Annotated in this window: 19 protein-coding genes and 1 tRNA gene; 7 read left to right on the top strand and 13 right to left on the bottom strand. The window is 31.6% G+C overall.

The genetic code is table 11. From position 1 onward, the window contains the following. The first annotated feature begins 41 nt into the window (after window positions 1–41). From OCV48_RS12160 to OCV48_RS12130, 7 genes are all read left to right on the top strand, one after another. Window positions 42–350 (top strand): V-type ATP synthase subunit F, encoded by a 309-nt coding sequence (locus OCV48_RS12160; RefSeq protein ID WP_021983319.1) that lies wholly within the window; start codon window positions 42–44, stop codon window positions 348–350. Window positions 351–391: 41 nt separating this feature from the next. Beyond that, window positions 392–964 carry a hypothetical protein gene (locus OCV48_RS12155; protein ID WP_147592080.1) on the top strand — a complete coding sequence of 191 codons (573 nt, stop codon included), beginning with the start codon at window positions 392–394 and terminating at the stop codon, window positions 962–964. A gap of 11 nt (window positions 965–975) precedes the next feature. After that, window positions 976–2,748: a V-type ATP synthase subunit A gene (locus OCV48_RS12150; protein ID WP_021983321.1), complete on the top strand. Its 1,773-nt coding sequence runs from the start codon at window positions 976–978 to the stop codon at window positions 2,746–2,748. Window positions 2,749–2,761: 13 nt separating this feature from the next. After that, entirely contained in the window at window positions 2,762–4,162 is a 1,401-nt protein-coding gene (locus OCV48_RS12145; protein ID WP_021983322.1) for a V-type ATP synthase subunit B, read from the top strand. Window positions 4,163–4,188: 26 nt separating this feature from the next. Then, complete coding sequence (locus OCV48_RS12140) at window positions 4,189–4,821, top strand: V-type ATP synthase subunit D (RefSeq protein WP_147592106.1); 633 nt, start codon at window positions 4,189–4,191, stop codon at window positions 4,819–4,821. 213 nt (window positions 4,822–5,034) lie between these two features. Beyond that, window positions 5,035–6,513 carry a D-alanyl-D-alanine carboxypeptidase family protein gene (locus OCV48_RS12135; protein WP_147592079.1) on the top strand — a complete coding sequence of 493 codons (1,479 nt, stop codon included), beginning with the start codon at window positions 5,035–5,037 and terminating at the stop codon, window positions 6,511–6,513. A 37-nt stretch (window positions 6,514–6,550) separates the two neighbouring features. After that, window positions 6,551–7,300 (top strand): tyrosine-type recombinase/integrase, encoded by a 750-nt coding sequence (locus tag OCV48_RS12130; protein ID WP_021983325.1) that lies wholly within the window; start codon window positions 6,551–6,553, stop codon window positions 7,298–7,300. Window positions 7,301–7,482: 182 nt separating this feature from the next. Here OCV48_RS12130 and OCV48_RS12125 read toward each other — a convergent pair whose 3' ends face one another. The 13 genes from OCV48_RS12125 to yidC all read right to left on the bottom strand — a co-directional run bounded on the left by OCV48_RS12125 (window position 7,483) and on the right by yidC (window position 20,865). Next, window positions 7,483–7,620: a hypothetical protein gene (locus OCV48_RS12125; RefSeq protein WP_262559804.1), complete on the bottom strand. Its 138-nt coding sequence runs from the start codon at window positions 7,618–7,620 to the stop codon at window positions 7,483–7,485. A 20-nt stretch (window positions 7,621–7,640) separates the two neighbouring features. After that, complete coding sequence (locus tag OCV48_RS12120; RefSeq protein WP_147592078.1) at window positions 7,641–8,588, bottom strand: 3'-5' exonuclease; 948 nt, start codon at window positions 8,586–8,588, stop codon at window positions 7,641–7,643. Window positions 8,589–8,765: 177 nt separating this feature from the next. Then, window positions 8,766–8,839, bottom strand: a tRNA-Arg gene (locus tag OCV48_RS12115). A gap of 80 nt (window positions 8,840–8,919) precedes the next feature. Beyond that, window positions 8,920–9,807, bottom strand: coding sequence for a DUF3881 family protein (locus tag OCV48_RS12110; RefSeq protein WP_147592077.1), 888 nt, complete (start codon window positions 9,805–9,807; stop codon window positions 8,920–8,922). Between the two features lie 162 nt (window positions 9,808–9,969). Then, the gene (locus OCV48_RS12105; protein WP_147592076.1) at window positions 9,970–10,494 is read right to left on the bottom strand and encodes a DUF4446 family protein; all 525 of its coding nucleotides are present in this window, start codon (window positions 10,492–10,494) and stop codon (window positions 9,970–9,972) included. Between the two features lie 191 nt (window positions 10,495–10,685). Continuing rightward, complete coding sequence (locus tag OCV48_RS12100; RefSeq protein WP_147592075.1) at window positions 10,686–11,594, bottom strand: ParB/RepB/Spo0J family partition protein; 909 nt, start codon at window positions 11,592–11,594, stop codon at window positions 10,686–10,688. 319 nt (window positions 11,595–11,913) lie between these two features. Next, window positions 11,914–12,771 carry a ParA family protein gene (locus OCV48_RS12095; protein WP_021983400.1) on the bottom strand — a complete coding sequence of 286 codons (858 nt, stop codon included), beginning with the start codon at window positions 12,769–12,771 and terminating at the stop codon, window positions 11,914–11,916. A 518-nt stretch (window positions 12,772–13,289) separates the two neighbouring features. Further along, entirely contained in the window at window positions 13,290–14,462 is a 1,173-nt protein-coding gene (locus tag OCV48_RS12090) for a sensor histidine kinase (RefSeq protein ID WP_147592074.1), read from the bottom strand. 119 nt (window positions 14,463–14,581) lie between these two features. Then, window positions 14,582–15,307 carry a 16S rRNA (guanine(527)-N(7))-methyltransferase RsmG gene (gene rsmG / locus OCV48_RS12085; RefSeq protein ID WP_147592073.1) on the bottom strand — a complete coding sequence of 242 codons (726 nt, stop codon included), beginning with the start codon at window positions 15,305–15,307 and terminating at the stop codon, window positions 14,582–14,584. A 56-nt stretch (window positions 15,308–15,363) separates the two neighbouring features. Further along, complete coding sequence (gene mnmG, locus OCV48_RS12080) at window positions 15,364–17,301, bottom strand: tRNA uridine-5-carboxymethylaminomethyl(34) synthesis enzyme MnmG (protein ID WP_147592072.1); 1,938 nt, start codon at window positions 17,299–17,301, stop codon at window positions 15,364–15,366. A gap of 20 nt (window positions 17,302–17,321) precedes the next feature. Further along, window positions 17,322–18,701 carry a tRNA uridine-5-carboxymethylaminomethyl(34) synthesis GTPase MnmE gene (mnmE, locus tag OCV48_RS12075; protein ID WP_147592071.1) on the bottom strand — a complete coding sequence of 460 codons (1,380 nt, stop codon included), beginning with the start codon at window positions 18,699–18,701 and terminating at the stop codon, window positions 17,322–17,324. Between the two features lie 142 nt (window positions 18,702–18,843). Next, window positions 18,844–19,467, bottom strand: coding sequence for an RNA-binding cell elongation regulator Jag/EloR (gene jag / locus OCV48_RS12070; RefSeq protein WP_021983395.1), 624 nt, complete (start codon window positions 19,465–19,467; stop codon window positions 18,844–18,846). A gap of 9 nt (window positions 19,468–19,476) precedes the next feature. Continuing rightward, a complete protein-coding gene (gene yidC, locus OCV48_RS12065; RefSeq protein WP_147592070.1) occupies window positions 19,477–20,865 on the bottom strand; it encodes a YidC/Oxa1 family membrane protein insertase in 1,389 nt (462 codons plus the stop codon). Window positions 20,866–20,869 lie beyond the last annotated feature (4 nt).

Genomic DNA, 20,869 nt, shown 5'->3' with positions numbered 1-20,869 from the left:
ATGTCTGTCCTGTCATAAAACGCTCCGGAATGGAGACCAGTATGAAGATATTTTTAATCAGTGATAACGTAGATACCCAGACAGGGTTGCGACTAGCCGGTATTGAAGGCGTAGTCGTCCACGAAAAAGGCGAATTAAAAGATGCCTTAAATAATGCCTTATCTGATAAAGAGATTGGTATTATTCTCATAACAGAGAAATTAAGTTTTGAGTTTCCTGAAATCATAGATGATATAAAGCTTAACCGTAAGCAACCACTTCTTGTCGAGATTCCTGACAGACATGGCAGCGGACGTCGCAGCGACTTTATTACATCTTATGTAAGTGAAGCCATAGGACTTAAACTTTAATGTTTTAGCCACATTTTTTAAGTGGCAGAATGCGAGGCAATATGAATATTAACGATAAATTACAACACTTTATGGAAGTTTCTATGAATTCTGCCATGCAGAAAAAAGCCAGTCTTGTTGAAGAATATAAAGAAGGCTTAAATATACAGTTTGAAAATTATAAAAAAGATGCTATTAAGAAATGGGAGATTCAGGAACATACCCAGATGGAAAGCATCAGACGTGAATTTAGTAAAGATTTTTCTTTACAACAGCAGCATATTCGAAGAAAACTTACTCATAAGAAAGATAATTTAAAAGAATTACTTTTTGATGAAGTACAGAAAATGTTAAATGACTATTTTGAAACAGAGGATTATAAGAATCTTCTGGTAAATGAGATAAAATCTTCTATTGAAATAGCACCTGAATCAGATATTACAATATATATTGACCCTTTAGATGCTGACAAAAAAGATTATCTCGAAGCTAAAACAGGTGTAGCCATATCTATAAGCAAATATTCTTTTGGCAGAGGAATGAGAGCAATTATTCCTGCCAGAAATATTCTTGTAGACAACTCATTTAATTACAAAATAAATGAAATAAAAACTGACTACACAATTACATTTTAGGAGGTTGCTCCATGAATAATGAATTAACAGGTAAAATTTATGGTATAAACGGACCGGTCATCTACATAAAAGGTCGTACCGCATTTAAAATGGGCGAAATGGTCTATGTTAGTGATGAGAAATTAGTCGGTGAAGTAATCGGACTTACATCTGAGATGACAACAATCCAGGTATATGAAGAGACCTCAGGTCTTAAACCCGGAGACCTTGTATATTCTACAGGTAGTTCTATATTCGTTACTCTTGCACCCGGTATCATTCACAACATATTCGACGGTATTGAACGTCCATTAAGTGATATTGCTAAACAGTCCGGTATCTATATTTCAAGAGGTATCAGTGTAGATTCCCTTGATACTTCTAAGAAATGGAATACTCATATTACAGTAGCACCCGGTGATGAAGTCCAGGGTGGCACAATAATAGCTGAAGTTCCAGAGACCTCTGCTATTGTTCATAAATGTATGGTTCCTCCATATATTTCAGGTACAGTTAAAAGTGTTGTATCTGATGGTGAGTATACTATTAATGAAACTATCGTAACCATAACACAGAAAGATGGTACAGACTTAGAACTTACAATGACGCAGAAATGGCCAATTCGAGTTCCACGTCCTATTAACAAGCGTTTCCCATCTACAAAGCCACTTGTTACAGGTCAGCGTATCCTTGATACACTCTTCCCTATTGCTAAGGGTGGTACAGCGGCTATTCCAGGTGGTTTCGGTACAGGTAAGACAATGACACAGCACCAGATAGCTAAATGGTCAGATGCTGACATTATCGTATACATTGGTTGTGGTGAGCGTGGTAATGAGATGACACAGGTTCTTGAAGATTTCTCTAAGTTAGTTGACCCTAAGTCAGGTAATCCTCTTATGGATAGAACCACCCTTATTGCAAATACATCTAATATGCCTGTGGCTGCACGTGAGGCAAGTATTTACACAGGTATTACACTTGCAGAATATTACAGAGATATGGGTTACCATGTAGCAATTATGGCAGACTCAACATCAAGATGGGCAGAGGCCCTTCGTGAATTATCAGGCCGTCTTGAAGAAATGCCTGCTGAAGAAGGTTTCCCTGCATACCTTGCAAGTAAGTTATCAGCATTCTATGAAAGAGCGGGTTATGTACAGAATCTTAACTGTACAGAGGGTTCAGTATCTATAATCGGTGCTGTTTCTCCACAGGGTGGTGACTTCTCTGAACCAGTTACACAGAATACTAAACGTTTCGTAAGATGTTTCTGGGGACTTGATAAATCACTTGCTTATGCAAGACATTTCCCAGCCATTCACTGGCTTACAAGTTATTCAGAATATTTATTAGACCTTGCACCTTGGTATAATGAAAATGTTGCAAACGATTTCGTATCTAACAGAAATGAGATTCTTGCAATACTTAACCAGGAAAGCAGTCTTATAGAGATTGTTAAACTTATTGGTAGTGATGTTCTTCCTGATGACCAGAAGCTGACACTTGAAATTGCCCGTGTTATACGTCTTGGTTTCTTACAACAGAATGCTTTCCATAAAGATGATACCTGCGTATCACTTGAGAAGCAGAATCTTATGATGAGAACAATTTTATACCTCAATAATAAAGCCCGCGCACTTATCGGATTAGGTATGCCAATGAGTGTATTAAAAGAAAATGATATTTTCGAGAAAATAATAGCAATCAAATACGACATTCCAAATGACCACTTGGAAATGTTTGATGATTATAAGAAATATATTGATACATTCTATGATGAAGTAATGAGAAAGAATGGATAGGAGGTATTAGAAAATGGCTATTGAATATTTAGGTCTTAGTGAAATAAAAGGCCCTCTTGTAGCACTAGAAGGTGTTTCTAATGCCGCATATGATGAAATTGTTGAACTTACATTAGATAATGATCCTCATAAGAAACTTGGAAGAATTATCGAGATTTACGAAGATAAGGCTATTATCCAGGTATTTGAGGGTTCTGAGAATATGTCACTTACAAATACCCATACAAAACTTACAGGACATCCACTTATGATTCCTCTTTCTTTAGACATATTAGGAAGAACATTTAATGGTATCGGTAAACCAATCGATGGTATGGGACCAATCATTTCAGATATAAAGAGGGATGTTAATGGTAAGCCACTTAACCCTGTAACTCGTGAATATCCACGTAACTACATCAGAACAGGTATATCTGCAATTGATGGACTTACAACACTTATTCGTGGACAGAAGCTTCCTATCTTCTCCGGAAATGGTCTTCCACATAATGAACTTGCAGCACAGATTGTTAAACAGGCTTCTCTTGGAGATGACTCTGACGAAGAACTTGTAGTAATCTTTGGTGCAATGGGCGTTAAACATGATGTAGCTGATTATTTCAGAAAGACATTTGATGAAAGTGGTGTATCTGACCACGTTGTAATGTTCTTAAATCTTGCAAATGATCCTGTTGTAGAAAGACTTATTACTCCTAAGGTTGCTTTAACGGCTGCTGAATACCTTGCATTTGATGAAGGTAAACACGTTCTTGTAATCTTAACTGATATGACATCATTTGCAGAGGCTATGCGTGAGGTTTCATCTTCAAAAGGCGAGATTCCATCACGTAAAGGTTATCCCGGATATTTATACAGTGAACTTGCAACTATCTATGAACGTGCAGGTATAGCTAACAACAGTAAGGGTTCTGTAACCCAGATTCCTATACTTACAATGCCTAATGATGATATTACTCATCCAATTCCTGACTTAACAGGATATATTACTGAGGGACAGATAGTTCTAGACCGTACATTACATGGTCAGTCAATCTATCCTCCAATTAATGTTCTGCCATCACTTTCACGTCTTATGAAAGATGGTATCGGTGAAGGCTTCACAAGGGACGACCACCAGTCAGTTGCCAACCAGTTATTCTCATCCTATGCGAAAGTTGGTGAAGCAAGAGCCTTAGCATCAGTAATCGGTGAAGATGAACTTTCTGATACTGATAAGAAATATCTTGCATTTGGTAACGCATTTGAACGTCATTTTGTAGGACAGAAAGACTACGAGAACAGAGATATCATCACTACCTTGGATTTGGGCTGGAAATTACTTCATATGCTGCCAAAAGAAGAACTAGACCGAATCGATACCAAGATTCTTGATAAGTATTATGATAATTATACAGATGATTTAGAGCTTAATTAATTGTATTTGAGAAAGGTATGGTATATATGAATCCAAATACATTCCCCACAAAGGGCAACCTTATAATTGCAAAAAACTCTTTAGCTCTTGCTAAACAGGGATATGAGTTAATGGATAAGAAAAGAAACATACTTATTCGTGAACTAATGGAGCTTATCTCAAAGGCAGAGAGTATTCAGAGTAAAATTGATAACACATATACAGAAGCATATAAGGCTTTGCAAAAAGCTAATATTGAAATGGGAATTAACGAAGTAAATGCATTTGCATATGCAATTCCTATCGAAGATTCCATTAAGATTAAAACACGTAGTATTATGGGTACTGAAATTCCTCTTGTCGAATATGACAATGAGAGAAAAGATACTCCTGACTATGCATTTTACAGTACCAGAGAATCTTTAGATGCTGCAAAGCATGGTTTCGAAAAGGTTAAAGAACTTACCATTGAACTGTCTATGGTTGAGAATTCTGCCTACCGTCTTGCTCACAATATTAAGAAAACGCAGAAGCGTGCTAATGCACTTCAGAATATTACAATTCCTGCATATCAGGAATTAACCACTACTATTTCAAATGCATTAGAAGAAAAAGAACGTGAAGAATTTACACGACTTAAGGTTATTAAGCGTATGAATTCCAGCAAACAAAGCCGATAATATACTTAAATGATATTTTAATATCAGGCTGATACGAGAGATAACCATACTTCAATTGAGGTATGGTCATTTTTCTGTTTAAACATATTTAACAATATATCTATATATTATGCAACAAAATATTTTTATATAAAACGTAACATTAATTAGTTGCATTTTTATTTTATATTGTGTATAATAATATCTATCAAATTGAAAGGCAGATTTTTCCTTATGAATAAAGTAAATAACGGATGCAGAACATCTTCTTCTCCTGCATTTTACAGATATATAAGTGTTTTATTAACATTAACCATAATTTTTTCAGTGTTTATCCACAATTCAGAGGTAAATGTTTACGCAGACGGTGAACAAAACTGGCCTGCCTACCCCGACATTTATGCTGAAACCGGAGTTCTGATTGAAGCATCTACAGGTGCAGTATTATATGATAAAGACTGCCACAAGAAGATGTATCCTGCAAGTATTACAAAGATTCTAACTACATTAATAGCATTAGAGAATGGTAATCTTTCAGATATGGTTGAATACTATCACTATGACATATATTCCTTAGAATCTGGTGCAGCTCACATTGCCAGACAGGAAGGTGAATTACTATCATTAAAAGATTCTCTTTATGCTGTTATGCTTAAATCAGCTAATGAAGCAGCTAATGCTGTTGCCGAATATGTAGCAAGAAAAAGTGATGCTTATGCCCAGAAGATATCCGAACTTAAGGCATCCGGCCAGGAATATGATGAATCAAAAGTTGCTATTTCTGTATTTGCAGATATGATGAATGCACGTGCCAAAGAGGCAGGTGCTACAGACAGTCATTTTGCCAATCCTCATGGTTTGTTCTTAGAGGACCACTACACTACTTGTTATGATATGGCTATGATTACGAGAGCTGCGGCTGCTAATGATGAATTTCTTAAAATAGAATCTAATACTACATATACTATTCCTGCTACTAATAAGCAATCGGAGACTCTGCCTATAGCTAACAGACATCAGATGATGTTTCCTAATAATCCTGTTTATTATGAAGGAATCCTAGGTGGTAAGACAGGATATGTTGATCAGTCAGGCACAACACTTGTTACATTCGCAAGACGTAATGGTATGACACTTATAAGTGTTGTTATGCGTTCTAACGGTGCAAATGTATATAATGACACAAAGTTATTATTAGATTATGGTTTTAATAATTTCTCACTTTCAAATGTATCGGAGAATGAAAAGAATTTCTCTTTTAGTAATTCAACTAACAAACTCGATACTGTTTTTGGTTCAAGTACACCTCTTATAGAATTAGGTACAGAAGGAAATGTTGTACTTCCTAAAGGTGTTACGCTTGCAGATTGTAAATCTGAATTAGACTTTTTAGATTCTTCAGAACAGACCGATGGTAAGATTGCTAATATAGCTTATTATTATGCGGACAAGAATGTCGGAGGAACTTCTCTTGTTCTTAATTCAAATGATAACTCATTTGAATTTGGTCCAAAGAAGAATACCAAATCTAATACAAGCAAGCCTAAGAAGGGATCCATAAATATAAATATCTGGATTCTGCTGACAATAATTATAATTATAGCAGTTATAATCTTAGTCATAAGATATACAAGAGTTATTCAAAACTTTAACCGAAAACGTAGACGTCGTAATAGAAGACGCAGACGTCAGAAACGTTCAGGCATACGTTAATATTTTAATAGAATTTTAATAGAAAAGAGGTAATATTATGGGTTGGGTAGCACCAATAAAGGACGATGAAACTTTAGAAAGATTTAAACAGGCATTAAGAAAAGTAGACGATAAATATTATATTATGTTTCAGATAGGTATTGGAACAGGTATGGCACTTCAGGAGATACTTAAATTAAAGAATAAAGATGTTAAAGGCAAATCTTCTATTTCTGTATCCATAGGTGCCAGAGAGATAATGACAACTTATGAATTTTCTGAAGAAGACCAGAAAATTATCGATGAATTAGTCAAAGGCAAGGATCCTGATGGATATCTTATACTTGGTCACACTAATTCTACTGCACCTTTATCAAGAGAACAGGCATACAGAGTATTTAAAGCTGTCGGTCAATCAGTTGGAATATCCGCAATTGGTGCCCAGACAATGAGAAAAACTTACGCCTGGAGATATTACAAATCTACCGGTGATATAACATATCTTCAGCATATGTTTAATCATGCTTCACCTGCCATAACTTATAGATACATCGGTGAGAAACCTAATATTCAGGTTGTATTAAGAAAAAATACTGCTGAAGAAAATGAGCGAAGCAGATATCTCTTATATCTTAATGATACAGGAAGAAAGAGATTAACAGCCGCTATCGATGAACTTTCAGCTATCCGTAATAAATTCGACGATCCTACTAATAATGATTCTTTCTATGGTTGTGTTGATTGTTTCTTAGAAGAACTTGATGGATTAATTGAGAATTATAAACAATCACTTCCGGATAACGAATAATGAGAATAAAGAATGTCGCTTGCGACATTCTCCGCCGCAGTGCGATCCTTGCGGAGCGTTTTTACTTACTAGGACAATTTCAACGAAATTTCCTAGTAAGTAAAAAACTTAGAATAATATTAAGTATTTTTCTTAATTATTATTCTAAGTTTTTTATTTAAAAATTAATCAATTAATTTTTATTACTTATTAATCCATTTTGATATATTGTCCCATATATCCCTTGAATCTGCACCACCTACAAATCCAAATATGACTAACAAAACATATATAGGAAAGCAGATTATATATTTAATAACTACAAATGTCTTTTTACGCATATCTCTTTCCTCTTATTTTATTATTTCTGTGTTTTACGCTTTTGCCTTCTCTTCTCTTTAATTGCTTCTTTTCTGCCAACTATATGATTATACTTCTCTTCATTTATCAGATATACTTTTCTTATTCCATAGTATTTCTCTTCATTATATAACTTCTTAATATTGATTATACCCTCTAACAGACCATGTTCTTCACATTTTGCTACACATAGATATTTCGACCCATCTGAAAACCATCTTATCTTCTTACGGCATTTTTTCATACATTCCGGACATCTGGTAATGTGAAGCTTTGTATTCTCTAACAACTCCTCTTTACTAGGAAATATAGGTGTAATATATTCATTATTTGTCCCTAAATCAATATCTTTTGCTATTCTCTCTGTCTCTGGCAGACAACAATGGTCGATTGAAATATATTTTCTTATATTTTCCTTATCTAATCTGCATAGAATTTCTGCTGTATACATTGCATCGCCTAATGCTCTGTGGTATACGCTTTTATGGTTAATCTTTAAGAAATTGACTGCCTTCTCTAACGACATCTGTTCGATTTCTTCTTTATATTCTACACTGAGAATCTTCTGTATATCTATATATTTAAAAGGATATTTCCATGGTATCTCTACATTATGGTATCTCATATTACATTGCAATTCATACAAGTCCTGATTACCATATGTACAGAATATATAATCGTCACCGCACCATCTCAAAAACTCTTTAATAACATATTTGAAATTCTTCTCATTAGTAAAATCTCTATCCTGCAATTTCGTAATTCCGGTGACTATTGGATGTATCTTCTTAAATAATTCAGGCTTTATCAATTTCTGATATGTACCTTTTTTCTTAAAATTATCATCTAATTTTACTGCACCAATCTCTATAATCTCAAATAATAACTGTGAATTATGGTCTTGTTTAATTGCCTGATTCCATTCTAAATCTAACACTATATAATTCATATTTGCACCACATTCTATCTGCTTACAATAATTTTTATATAATACCTACTGCATAATAATTATCACATAATACTTACTATGCTGCATTTATCATACATTTACATAGCACTTACCATATAATATCTTTATATAAAATACTGCAAACCCAAACTAAAGGTTTGCAGTATTACATTTAAGCGTTCCCGAGGTGATTTGAACACCCGACCTACCGCTTAGGAGGCGGTCGCTCTATCCAGCTGAGCTACGGAAACAATTTCGACATATCAAATTTTATCATATATATTATTCATCGTCAAGTAATTCCAGTTTACATAACTTTATATATATTTTTTTACTTATTAAACTTAACTCGTCCCTGCAACCATATTATTCCTTTGAATCTTCTTCCAATTTCAGGAACACCAAATAAATCCTTATCATTAATTGCAACTGTTATTATTACATCATTACATTCTAAATGTAATATATAGACGGTTTCAAATGTTATGCTGTTTCTGCATTTGTGAATATTAACAATTCTTCCAATTATTGAATATTTGTCAGATTGCAAACCATATGGCATGAAACATGTATCTATTACAGAATATAAGTTCTCGTTCTCTATTCTCTTATTTATTCTTGTATACATCTCCATTTCGTCAAAGGCTAATGACTCCATTGCATCCTGGTTTCCATCTCTTGCTTCAATAAACAAGTTTTGTTTATTTTTCTTCTTATCAGCATATTTATTTATATAGTCTTTGTTAACATTTGTAGGCAGAATAATTCTTCCTGACATAGAGAGTCCTGCAAGTCCTATTTCATAATCATCCTTTAGCTTATCCTTATAATTCATATATTCAATGCCATTTTGCAAATAAAAAATTATTGATATTCCATTCTCACTTAATGTATCACAAGCTGCTGAAAATGAAACATTATATACATTTGGTTCAATAGTTATTCCATTTTTATATTTTTCATAACTCATAGGCTTTACATATGGAAATACAGAATCAACTTCAAATTCACCATCTTCTAGAAATTCGCCTTGAATATACATTCCTATATACTCACCAAATTTGATTCCGACTTCCATAGTCTTACCTTTAGCTTCTACTTTATAATTATGATTTTCTTTGTAATCATTTATGGTATTCTTTACTATATTTCTAATTAATGTTTTCTCTTTACCATCTTTACGATTACTAAAACCAATTGCTTCAAAAAAATTATGCATCAATTATACCGCCTGTCTGTTTAACAATATTTTCGCAATATTTGGCGTGAGGGTTCAAGTCCCTTTTTCCATAATACTGTATTATTCTATTATCATTTATTATTCTATATTATCTCTTCGGCTCTTATTATATATTAATTCTTATCATATATAATATTAATATTATTCCATATAATTATCACAATTTATAGCTTTATCAACTGCCTCTTTTTCTTCCTCACCTAATAATATATATGACTCTCCTCTGATTATCTCTTTAATATATGTATAACAGCCTTCTCTGCTATGCATTGCATTAATTACAAAACCAGTATTCTCTTTATTAAGTAATGCTAATGCAAAACTTAATTTTCCACCCATCTCGTTAAATGCATCATACTTGACAATTCCAATTTTCTGGAAGGCAATCTGAAGATTCTCGTTTATTTCATCAAGTCTCTCATCTTTTGTTTTATCAAGGTCTATTAATTCGTCTACCTGTGAAAATCTCTTAGCAATTATGTTCTCAAGTGTCCTTCCATCTTTACCACTCATAAATTTCTTATATTTTTCATTCAATGTCTTAATTTTCTTATTTGTGGCTATTATATATATTAATAAACCTAAACAAATAACTAATAATCCAATAATAAAATATGCAGGATCAATTTCACCTATTCCTATCTTGTTCAATAACTCACTATTCATCTGTTAATTTCTTCTTTCTATTATTTTAACTAATTGTATTCTGATTAATTTTTTATATTCTGCATTTGTTTACTACCACTGTAAAATATACTTATTAACATATAATTTTATTACTTAATGCTATCTTTCTTGTACTTTACTATATGCTTATTATTTACTTATTATATACTTACTATATAGTAATTATGTAATTATTGCTGTGTACTCATAAATAAATCTAGTAATCTTTCAAGTTCCTTATCAGAATAATATTCTATTTCAATCTTACCTTTACCATTTGGTTTATGATTTACTTTTACCTTTGTACCAACTATTTCTTTTATCTTATTTTCAATCTCTTCATATACAAATGCATTTTCAACCTTTTCTTTTTTCTTCTCTGGCTTTTTATTTAATATACTCTTTACAAGTTTCTCTGTCTCTCTAACACTGAGTTTCTCGTCCATAATTCTTGTTGCCAATTGTATCTGTAAATCATTATCTTCAATTGGTAATAAGGCTCTTGCGTGTCCACTTGATATTAGATCCTCTATAACCATCTGTTGTACTTCATCAGTTAATTTTAATAATCGCATAGAGTTAGTAACTGCTGTTCTGCTCTTAGATACTCTTTCAGCTACCTGATCCTGCTTTAAATTATATTCTGTAAGCAATCTCTTGTATGCCAGAGCTTCTTCAATTGGGTTTAATTCTTCTCTCTGTATATTTTCAATTAAAGCAATCTCCACTGTTTCCTGTTCACTATAATCCTTAATAATAACAGGAACTTCTTTTAATCCTGCCTGTTTAGCAGCTCTCCATCTTCTCTCACCGGCTATTATTTCATAATAGTCGTTCTTTTTCTGAACTACTATTGGCTGAATTATTCCATATTGCTTTATAGATTCACTTAACTCTGTTAAAGCATCTTCATTAAATGTCTTTCTTGGCTGATTTCTGTTTGGTTCTACTGAATTAATTTTAACAGTAAATACTCCATCGTTCTTCTCTATATTATTATTTTTTTTTGCAGGTTTTATACTTAATTCTTCTGCATCAATTGTAGGTATTAAGGAATCTAACCCTTTACCTAGTCCTTTTTTTGAATTTTTAGTTGCCATACTTTATTATTCTATGTATTCTATTAATATCTAAATATTATTTAATTAATAGAGATACAATCCTCCATACTATATTTATGTTATTATTTATGTTTATTATTTATGTTATATTTATTATTATATTTTCATTTCTTTAGTATTTAGTAATTATTATTATGTTAGTATTCAATAATTATTATTTTAAATATTACTAATATATCATCAAAAATGTTTCACGTGAAACATTCTTAATATTAGAAATATTTAAAATTAATAGTATTTTTAATATTATTAATATTTCAAATATCTAAAATTGTTCAAAATCTATTTTTTTTTACTTTTACTTTTTCTTTATTAACTTAGATAGTTTACTTTTCTTTGTTTCTTTCTTATCAAAAATACTACTATCAAAAGAATTTACATCGAACTCTTTACCCTCATCATTATAAATGACTTCCTGTGCCAATAATCTATAGTTTTCAGCACCTACAGATTTAGAATCATATAAATTAATTGGTAAACCATGACTTGGTGCTTCTGCTAATCTGATATTTCTTGGTATTATTGTTTTGTAAACATTCTGTTTCAAATTTTTCTTTACATTTTCAACAACTTCCAATGACAAATTAGTTCTGGCATCATACATTGTAAATACAACACCCTCCATCTCTAACTCAGGGTTAAGTCTCTGCTTAACCAGATTAATTGTATGTATTAACTGTGATAATCCCTCCAATGCATAATATTCACATTGAATTGGAACTAATACTGTATCTGCTGTTGTCATTGCATTTACTGTTAATATATTTAAAGATGGCGGGCAATCGATAATTATAAAATCGTAATTATCTCTTATCGGTGTTATATATTTTTTCAATAAAAATTCTCTTTTTTCTATACCAATAAGGTCTATTTCTGCACCTGAAAGATTAACATTTGATGGTAAAACTGATAAATTATCCAATACATTTTCGATAAGACAATCAGATAACTCACATTCTCCAACAAATAATTCATATATTGTATTTTCAAGTTCATTTTTTTCAACGCCTAGTCCACTTGTAGCATTTCCCTGTGGGTCAATATCAACTACAAGCACTTTTTTACCTGCTTCTGCTAAACACGCTGATAAATTAATAGATGTTGTTGTCTTTCCGACACCGCCTTTTTGGTTAGCAATAGCAATTATTCTACCCATATCATTTCATGCATATTATAAATAATATTCGTTGATAATCAACACGAATTTGGATTAAATATTCTTGTATTTTATCATTTTACTGACATTTTTAATCCCATTAATTGAAAGATTTATTCTGCACGACTCCTTATATATTTCTTTCAGAAAATAATTATATCACGTATATAATTATTAATCTAGTAAAAGAAAATATAAAAATATTAAATTTATTGTGCAATATTTAATAAATCAGAGTAAATGTTTCACGTGAAACATTGTTTACCTTTTATACTACTATTATTAATTATTTAACAGATTAAATTACATAATAACTAAACACCATTAAAATTTTAAATAAAAGAATTTTATTATTTTCTACATTCTATATTATTAACTAATCTAACAGTAATTTTATTAATATTTCTAAACTAAAAGAGGTAATGTTTCACGTGAAACATTACCGTCTAATCCATCTACCATAATATTTAAAAATAAATTTGACTTAACACATATTAACATTAACTACTTCTTCTACATTAACTTACCTGATAAACAAGTTTAACTGTAGTTCCCATACCTAATGATGAATCTACTATTATCATTCCATTTAATAATGATGTTCTATACTTCATTATTGATATTCCATTAAGATTATTAGATAATAGAACATTATCGTCCTGCATTGTAAAACCATCACCATTATCAGTAATAACAATATTTATATTATATCTATTTTCATCTCCAACCAAAAAATTAATCTGGTGTAAATCACCATTATTAATTTCACTTTCTACTTGGTTGCTATCTGTTGAAATATCATCTATATTATAATCATTTTCCTCAACATTTATTTTATCAATTACTATATTAATATTAATAATTGTACCATTTGAATGACTTTCTGCATTATCAATTGCTTCCTTTATAATTCTTATAACATTTATTACATTCCATTTACTATCAAGTATCTTTAAACCACTATAGTTAAAAGATATCTTCATATTAATTTTTTTCTGATATTCTTTTATGAAGTCACTTATATTTTTATATAATCCTATTTTTTCAGAGTCATCTTCTGAATGTTTCACGTGAAACATTTTAGCATTTACTTTTTTTTCAATATATAAAAGTTCTTCTTTTATTTTTGTAATTTCTAATTTTGCTCTGTTAGAGTCCATATCTATCAAGTTCTCGCACAGCTCGATTTTATTCTGTACTTTTTCAATATCTTTCTTAACAATATTAGATATGTAATGGTTGTCTTTATTAATTTGCTGTTCTAATATTAATGTAGACTTCTTAATATTTTTTTCTTCTGTTTTCTTTACTTCTTTATCTATTAAATACTTTGTATTTTTAACATTATTAGCCAGTTGCTTTTCTATATCATATATTTCTTCTAAGGAAGCATCTATTTTACTTTTCTGTTTTTCTAAATTGTCTAATTTATCACGTAAGGCTTCTATCTCGATATTTAATTCTGTTTTCTTTAGATTTAACTTTTCTATTTCAACAACATTATTATCTTTGTCAAAATCATTTGGTGAAAAGATTTCATATGTTGTATCTATATTTTTACTCAGTTCTACAACCATATTTTCTATCTCTTCTATCTGATACAGATTTTGATTTATTTTTTCTGTTATTTCATTTATACTTTTTTCATTTTTACTTTTCTCACCTTTGATAAATGCTAAAATACTTTCCATATTCAACTCTCTCCTATACTATGATAGTGTGGCATTTTCAATAATTCTAATTGTCGCTAAAAATAGTCTACTACTTCTACTACTTAACCTCTCGATGATATTATAATAATATAATATTTCTATAATAATGGCTCTCTTGATGGTATACCTGATTTTCTTGGATACTTGTTGCTCAATTTGCTGATTTTATTGATTATAACAAAGTTTCTCTCTATTTCATCTGAATTTGGTAATTCCATAGTCTTAGTATCTGAAATATTTCCACCTAACTTCATTATTGCATTTTTTGCATTATTTAATTCTTCATCAATATTTGCAGCTTTATATGATACAAACTTACCGCCTACCTTGATAAATGGCAGACAATATTCAGATAATGTTGAGAGATTAGCTACTGCTCTTGATACACATAAGTCATACTGTTCACGATATTCTGCATCATGTCCAAAATCTTCAGCTCTTCCATGTATACATTCAACATTTTCAAGTCCTAATTCATCAATAACTTCATTTAGAAAATTAATTCTCTTTTTTAATGAATCTAATAATGTAATCTTCATCTGTGGAAATACTATCTTTAGTGGAATTCCCGGAAAACCTGCTCCTGTTCCGACATCTATAAGACTATCTACATTACTTAAGTCGATTACCTTATAAGATAAAAGACTGTCTGCAAAATGTTTTATTATAACATCTTCATATTCTGTTATGGCAGTCAGATTCATCACTTTATTTTTCTCAACAAGCATCTCATAATATTTGATAAATTGCGAAACCTGCTTGTCTGATAATTCTATATTAATTTTTCTAAATGTATCTGTTAATAAATCAAGATTATATTCCATTATTGCTCCATATCATATTTTTACTTATTTCAATTAAATTAATTCCAACTAAACAACTAATCTTCTTTGTTTTTGTTTTCTTTATTCTCACTATTCTCTCTGTTTTGTCTATTCTTCATATAATTGAACTGCTCAATATATACTAACAGAACTGATATATCTGCTGGTGTTACACCTGATATTCGCGAAGCCTGTCCAATTGAAATTGGTTTACATAACTTTAATTTTTGTCTTGCTTCGTTTCTAAGACTCTTTACGTCGTCATAATCTATTTCTTCACTTATCTTCTTATTCTCAAGCTTCTTATACTGCTCTACCTGTTTCATCTGGCGTCTAATATATCCATCATATTTAATATTTATATTAACCTGCTCTATTACATCATTTGGCAGCTCTTTTCTTTCACTATCGAATTCTGCTAACATATCATAGTCTAATTCAGGTCTCTTTATTAATTCAGCCAATGTTGTTCCTGTCTTTAAAGGTGTGCTGTTATGTGCTTCTAAGAATTCCTGCATTTTAGGATTAGCACCGACATTGATTTTATTAAGTCTGTCTATCTCTTCTTCAATAAGTCTCTTCTTATTGCATACCTTTTCATACATTTCATCACTTACGAGACCTACTCTGTGACCGATTTCAGATAATCTTAAATCAGCATTATCCTGTCTTAATAATAATCTATATTCTGCTCTTGAAGTCATCATTCTGTATGGTTCGTGATTCTCCTTAGTAACGAGGTCATCGACTAAGACTCCTAAATATGCCTGTGAACGGTCTAATATTACCTGTTCTTCTCCTTTTACTGACAGTCCTGCATTAATACCTGCAAGTATACCCTGTGCTGCAGCTTCTTCATATCCTGAACTTCCATTAAACTGTCCACCGCTAAACAGACCCTTTATCTTCTTGAATTCCAATGTAGGTTTTAACTGCATAGGATTAATACAATCATATTCAATTGCATATGCATTTCTTACTATTTTAACATTTTCCAGACCTTTTACTGTTCTATACATTGCATACTGTACGTCCTCAGGAAGCGAACTTGACATTCCACCAAGATACATTTCATTTGTATATAATCCTTCTGGCTCTATAAATACCTGGTGTCTGTCTTTGTCAGCAAATTTAACTACCTTATCTTCTATGGATGGGCAATATCTTGGTCCTGTTCCCTCAATCATTCCTGAAAATAATGGTGAACGGTCCAAATTATCTCTGATAATCTTATGTGTCTCCTCATTAGTATAAGTAAGCCAGCATGACACCTGTTCTTTCTGTACTGATTCAGGGTCCGTCGAAAATGAGAATGGGACAACTCTTTTATCTCCGAACTGCTCTTCCATTTTAGAGAAATCTATTGAACGTTTATCAGCTCTTGCAGGTGTTCCTGTCTTGAATCTGAACATCTCTATTCCATTTGCCTTTAGTGAATCTGTCAAATGATTAGCAGGCTGTAATCCGTTTGGTCCTGTTGGATTGCTCACATCTCCATATATACATCTTGCTTTTAAATATGTTCCTGTACATAGAACAACTGCCTTAGCATAATATGTTGCCCCTGAAAATGTCTTAACACCTTTTATTACGCCGTCTTCTACTATAAGTTCTGTAACTTCAGCCTGTCTTATAGTAAGATTATCCGTATTTTCTAAGGTTTTTCTCATCTCATGTGTATAGTTATGTTTATCAGCCTGCGCTCTTAATGAATGTACTGCCGGACCTTTAGACACATTTAACATCTTCGACTGGATAAATGTTTTATCAATATTTTTACCCATTTCTCCGCCTAATGCATCTATCTCACGTACAAGATGTCCTTTAGAACTTCCACCTATATTAGGATTACATGGCATTAAAGCTATACTATCTACGCTTACTGTAAACATTATTGTATTAAGTCCCATTCTTGCACAGGCAAGCGATGCCTCACAACCTGCATGACCTGCACCTACTACGACTATATCATATTCTTCACACACATTTGACATTGTTCTTTACGACCTTTCATTTATTTACCCATACAAAACTTGCTGAAAATCTCATTTACAAGGTCATCGGATACCGATTCACCTATAATATTACCCAGCACTTCATATGAATTCATCAAATCAATAGAATAAAAATCTTCCGGCATTCCGTTATCTATACTTTCATTAACCATCTTAAGACTTTCAATTGCTTCTGTTAATGCCTCTTTATGTCTTAGATTAGTTATATAGATTTCATCATTAAATGAAATCATTCCATCATAGAACATCTCTTTAATTCTATTTTCAAGTTTATCTATTCCAATATTATCTTTAGCAGATATTTCTATTGGTTCTGTATCAATAATCTTCTTAATATCTTCACTTGTTACTATACACTCTAAATCAGTTTTATTCAATAAAACAATCGATTTTTTATCGGAAATAAGCCTGATTATCTCTTTATCATTATCGTCCATAGGAACAGATGCATCTACCACATATATAATTAAGTCTGCATCGGCTGCTATCTTCTTTGAACGCTCTACACCAATCTTCTCTACGACATCTTCTGTCTCTCTTATTCCTGCCGTATCTATAATATTTAAGTGTAATTCTGATAAGCTCATTGTTTCTTCTAAAGTATCTCTTGTTGTACCCGCAATTTCAGTAACTATTGCTCTGTCTTCACCTAATAAAGTATTCATTAAAGATGATTTTCCTGCATTTGGTTTACCTAAAATTACTGTTTTAATACCCTCAGAAATTATCTTACCATTATCTGATGTGCTTAATAATTTATCTAAAGTAGAGATAATCTTCTCTACATCTATTTTCAATTCTTCACCGTAATCGTCTATGCTCATATGCTCAGGGTCATCTAATGCTGCCTCTATAAATGCAATGTGATAAATAATTTTTGATCTTATATCCTTTATGACGTTACTGATGTTACCTTTTAACTGTGAAATTGAAGCATTTAATGCCATATTATTCTTAGCATTAATTACGTCCATTACAGCTTCTGCCTGTGATAAATCTATTCTTCCATTTAAAAATGCTCTCTTAGTGAACTCACCTGGTTCACTGCATCTTGCACCATTTCTTAATAATAATTCAAATATTTTTTTAGTAATTAATACACCGCCATGACAGTCTATCTCTACTACATTTTCCCTTGTATATGTGTTAGGTGCTTTCATAATTATTACAAGAACTTCATCTATTATTCGTCCATTTTCAACTATATTTCCATAATGAACAGTATGAGAAGATACTTTTTCTATATCTTTACCTGATCTATAAGGAACAAATATTTTCTTTACTATACTTATGGCATCTTCGCCGCTTACTCTTACTATTCCAATGCCTGAATTACTCATTGCTGTTGAAATAGCAGCTATAGTTTCGTTCTTAAACATATATTAACCATACCTTTCTGGTATATTTTTTCAAGGTAGATAAACCCGATAAGAATGTAAGTTCATATCGGGTTCATCATAATAAATGTATTTCTTCTATATGATGTTAATGTCATATTACAACACTAACTCTATTATATTACTATTTCTTAAGTAATACAATAATATGTCTGTAAGGTTCTTCACCTTCACTCTTTGTTGTTACATATTTATCGTTCTGAAGTGCAGAATGAATAATTCTTCTCTCATAAGGATTCATTGGCTCTAAAGAAACAGCTCTCTTTGTTCTCTTAACCTTGTATGCAATATTCTTAGCTAATTCTTCAAGAGTTGCTTTTCTTCTCTCGCGGTAATTTTCAGTATCAACCTTTACTCTTAAGTATTCCTTGCTTTCTTTATTAACTACAAGACTTACAAGATACTGTATAGAGTCGATTGTCTGACCTCTTTTACCTATGAGCAATCCCATTTCTTCTCCTGAAAGATTAATGTCCATTGTCTTATCTTCTTCTGAAAAATTTATATCAATGTTTACAATAAGATTCATTGCTTTGAATACTTTTTCAAGAAATTCTCTCGCAGCATCTTCTATAGTAACTTTCTTTCTTGCCTTAATCTTAGCAGGTTTCTTACCAATACCAAGAATACCATTGCTGCCAGCTTCTATTACTTCGTATTCTAAATTATCACTTGTAGTTTCTAATTCTATTGTTGCTGATGTAAGTGCATCATCAACAGTTTTACCTGTAAATTCCTTGAACTCCATAACCTTTCCCTACTTTCTGTTTTTGTCTTCGTAATTTTTAACCATATTTGCTTTTGCAGCCATACTTCCTGGTTTATATTTTACGTCCTGACTGTTAACTTTCTTAGTATTTACGTTAGCTTTGCTCTTAATTGACTTTGTACTTGTAGTAGCTGCTGATGCTACTTTATTAACGTCTATTCCTTTTTTCTCTTTCTTCTTATTTGCCTTCTCTACATTAGCTTTAATAATATCCTGAACGTCTACTTTCTTAAAATATGCATTTATGCAAATCTGAATAATTATCTGGAATATACCTGTACATACCCAATACAGACCAAGACCTGCAGGAACCGTAAATGCGATGAATGTTGACATTAAAGGTAACATTACATTCATTACTTTCATTGAATTACCCATTGGATTCTCTGCCATCTGCTCTTTATTGGCACTCATTGAAATCTTTACGCTTAACCACTGTGTTAAGAATGATAAGATAGGGATAAGTATTGCAATACCCATCATTGTGTTTGGAGACTGGCTTAAGTTAATTGGTCCAAACTCATTAATCTTCATTACTTTCTTTTCACTTGATTTAATAACTTCTGATTCGCTTGAGTCAATATATTCTGAAACGTCTTTATTCTTAACTGCTTCAACAAATTTTTCTAAATCTTCTTTTTCGCTCTTATCAGCATCAGCTATAAATTCTTCCCACTGATCATCTTTAATTACTGATAATTCATTTACAAAACTGTCAACATTAGCATATGAATCTTCTAAATCATCCCATTGTGATGTCTTATATTTAGCTAAAACATCTACAACTTTCTTCTCTTTAACAGAAGTAAATGAATCAAGCATATCATCTATATATTTATATTCATCTTTTCCATCTTTACCAACAACATATTTATCATATGCCTTGTCCATATAATTAAAATAATCATAATCAGCTACGATTGCCTTACTTACAGGCACATAGTAATTATAAATCTGTGGAACATATCCTGGAATACTGCTAATAATGTAATACAATGAGAACATAATTGGCATCTGGATTAATAACTGCAGACAACTACCTGTTGGAGATGTACCGTATTTCTCATATACAGCCTGAGTTTCCTCATTCATCTTAATCATTGATTCGTTGTCACGTTTACCTTTATACTTCTTCTGAATCTCCTGAAGTTCAGGATTCATTAAAGTAGATAATTTTGAGAACTTCTGTTGCTTTACTGTTAAAGGAATCATTAATAATTTAACAATTAATGTGAACATGATAATACATAAACCGATATTCTCAATATTCAGACCTTTGCTAAATAATACATATATCCCTTCCATTACTTTACCTAGCAACTTAGCACACCAGCCAATAATAGGCGCACTATTCTGGGTTAAAATAAAATTAAACAATTTT

It is taken from the genome of Bovifimicola ammoniilytica (assembly GCF_025567085.1).
In the GTDB taxonomy this organism is placed as follows: domain Bacteria; phylum Bacillota; class Clostridia; order Lachnospirales; family Lachnospiraceae; genus Bovifimicola; species Bovifimicola ammoniilytica.
This window is presented reverse-complemented; position numbering and strand designations above follow the sequence as displayed.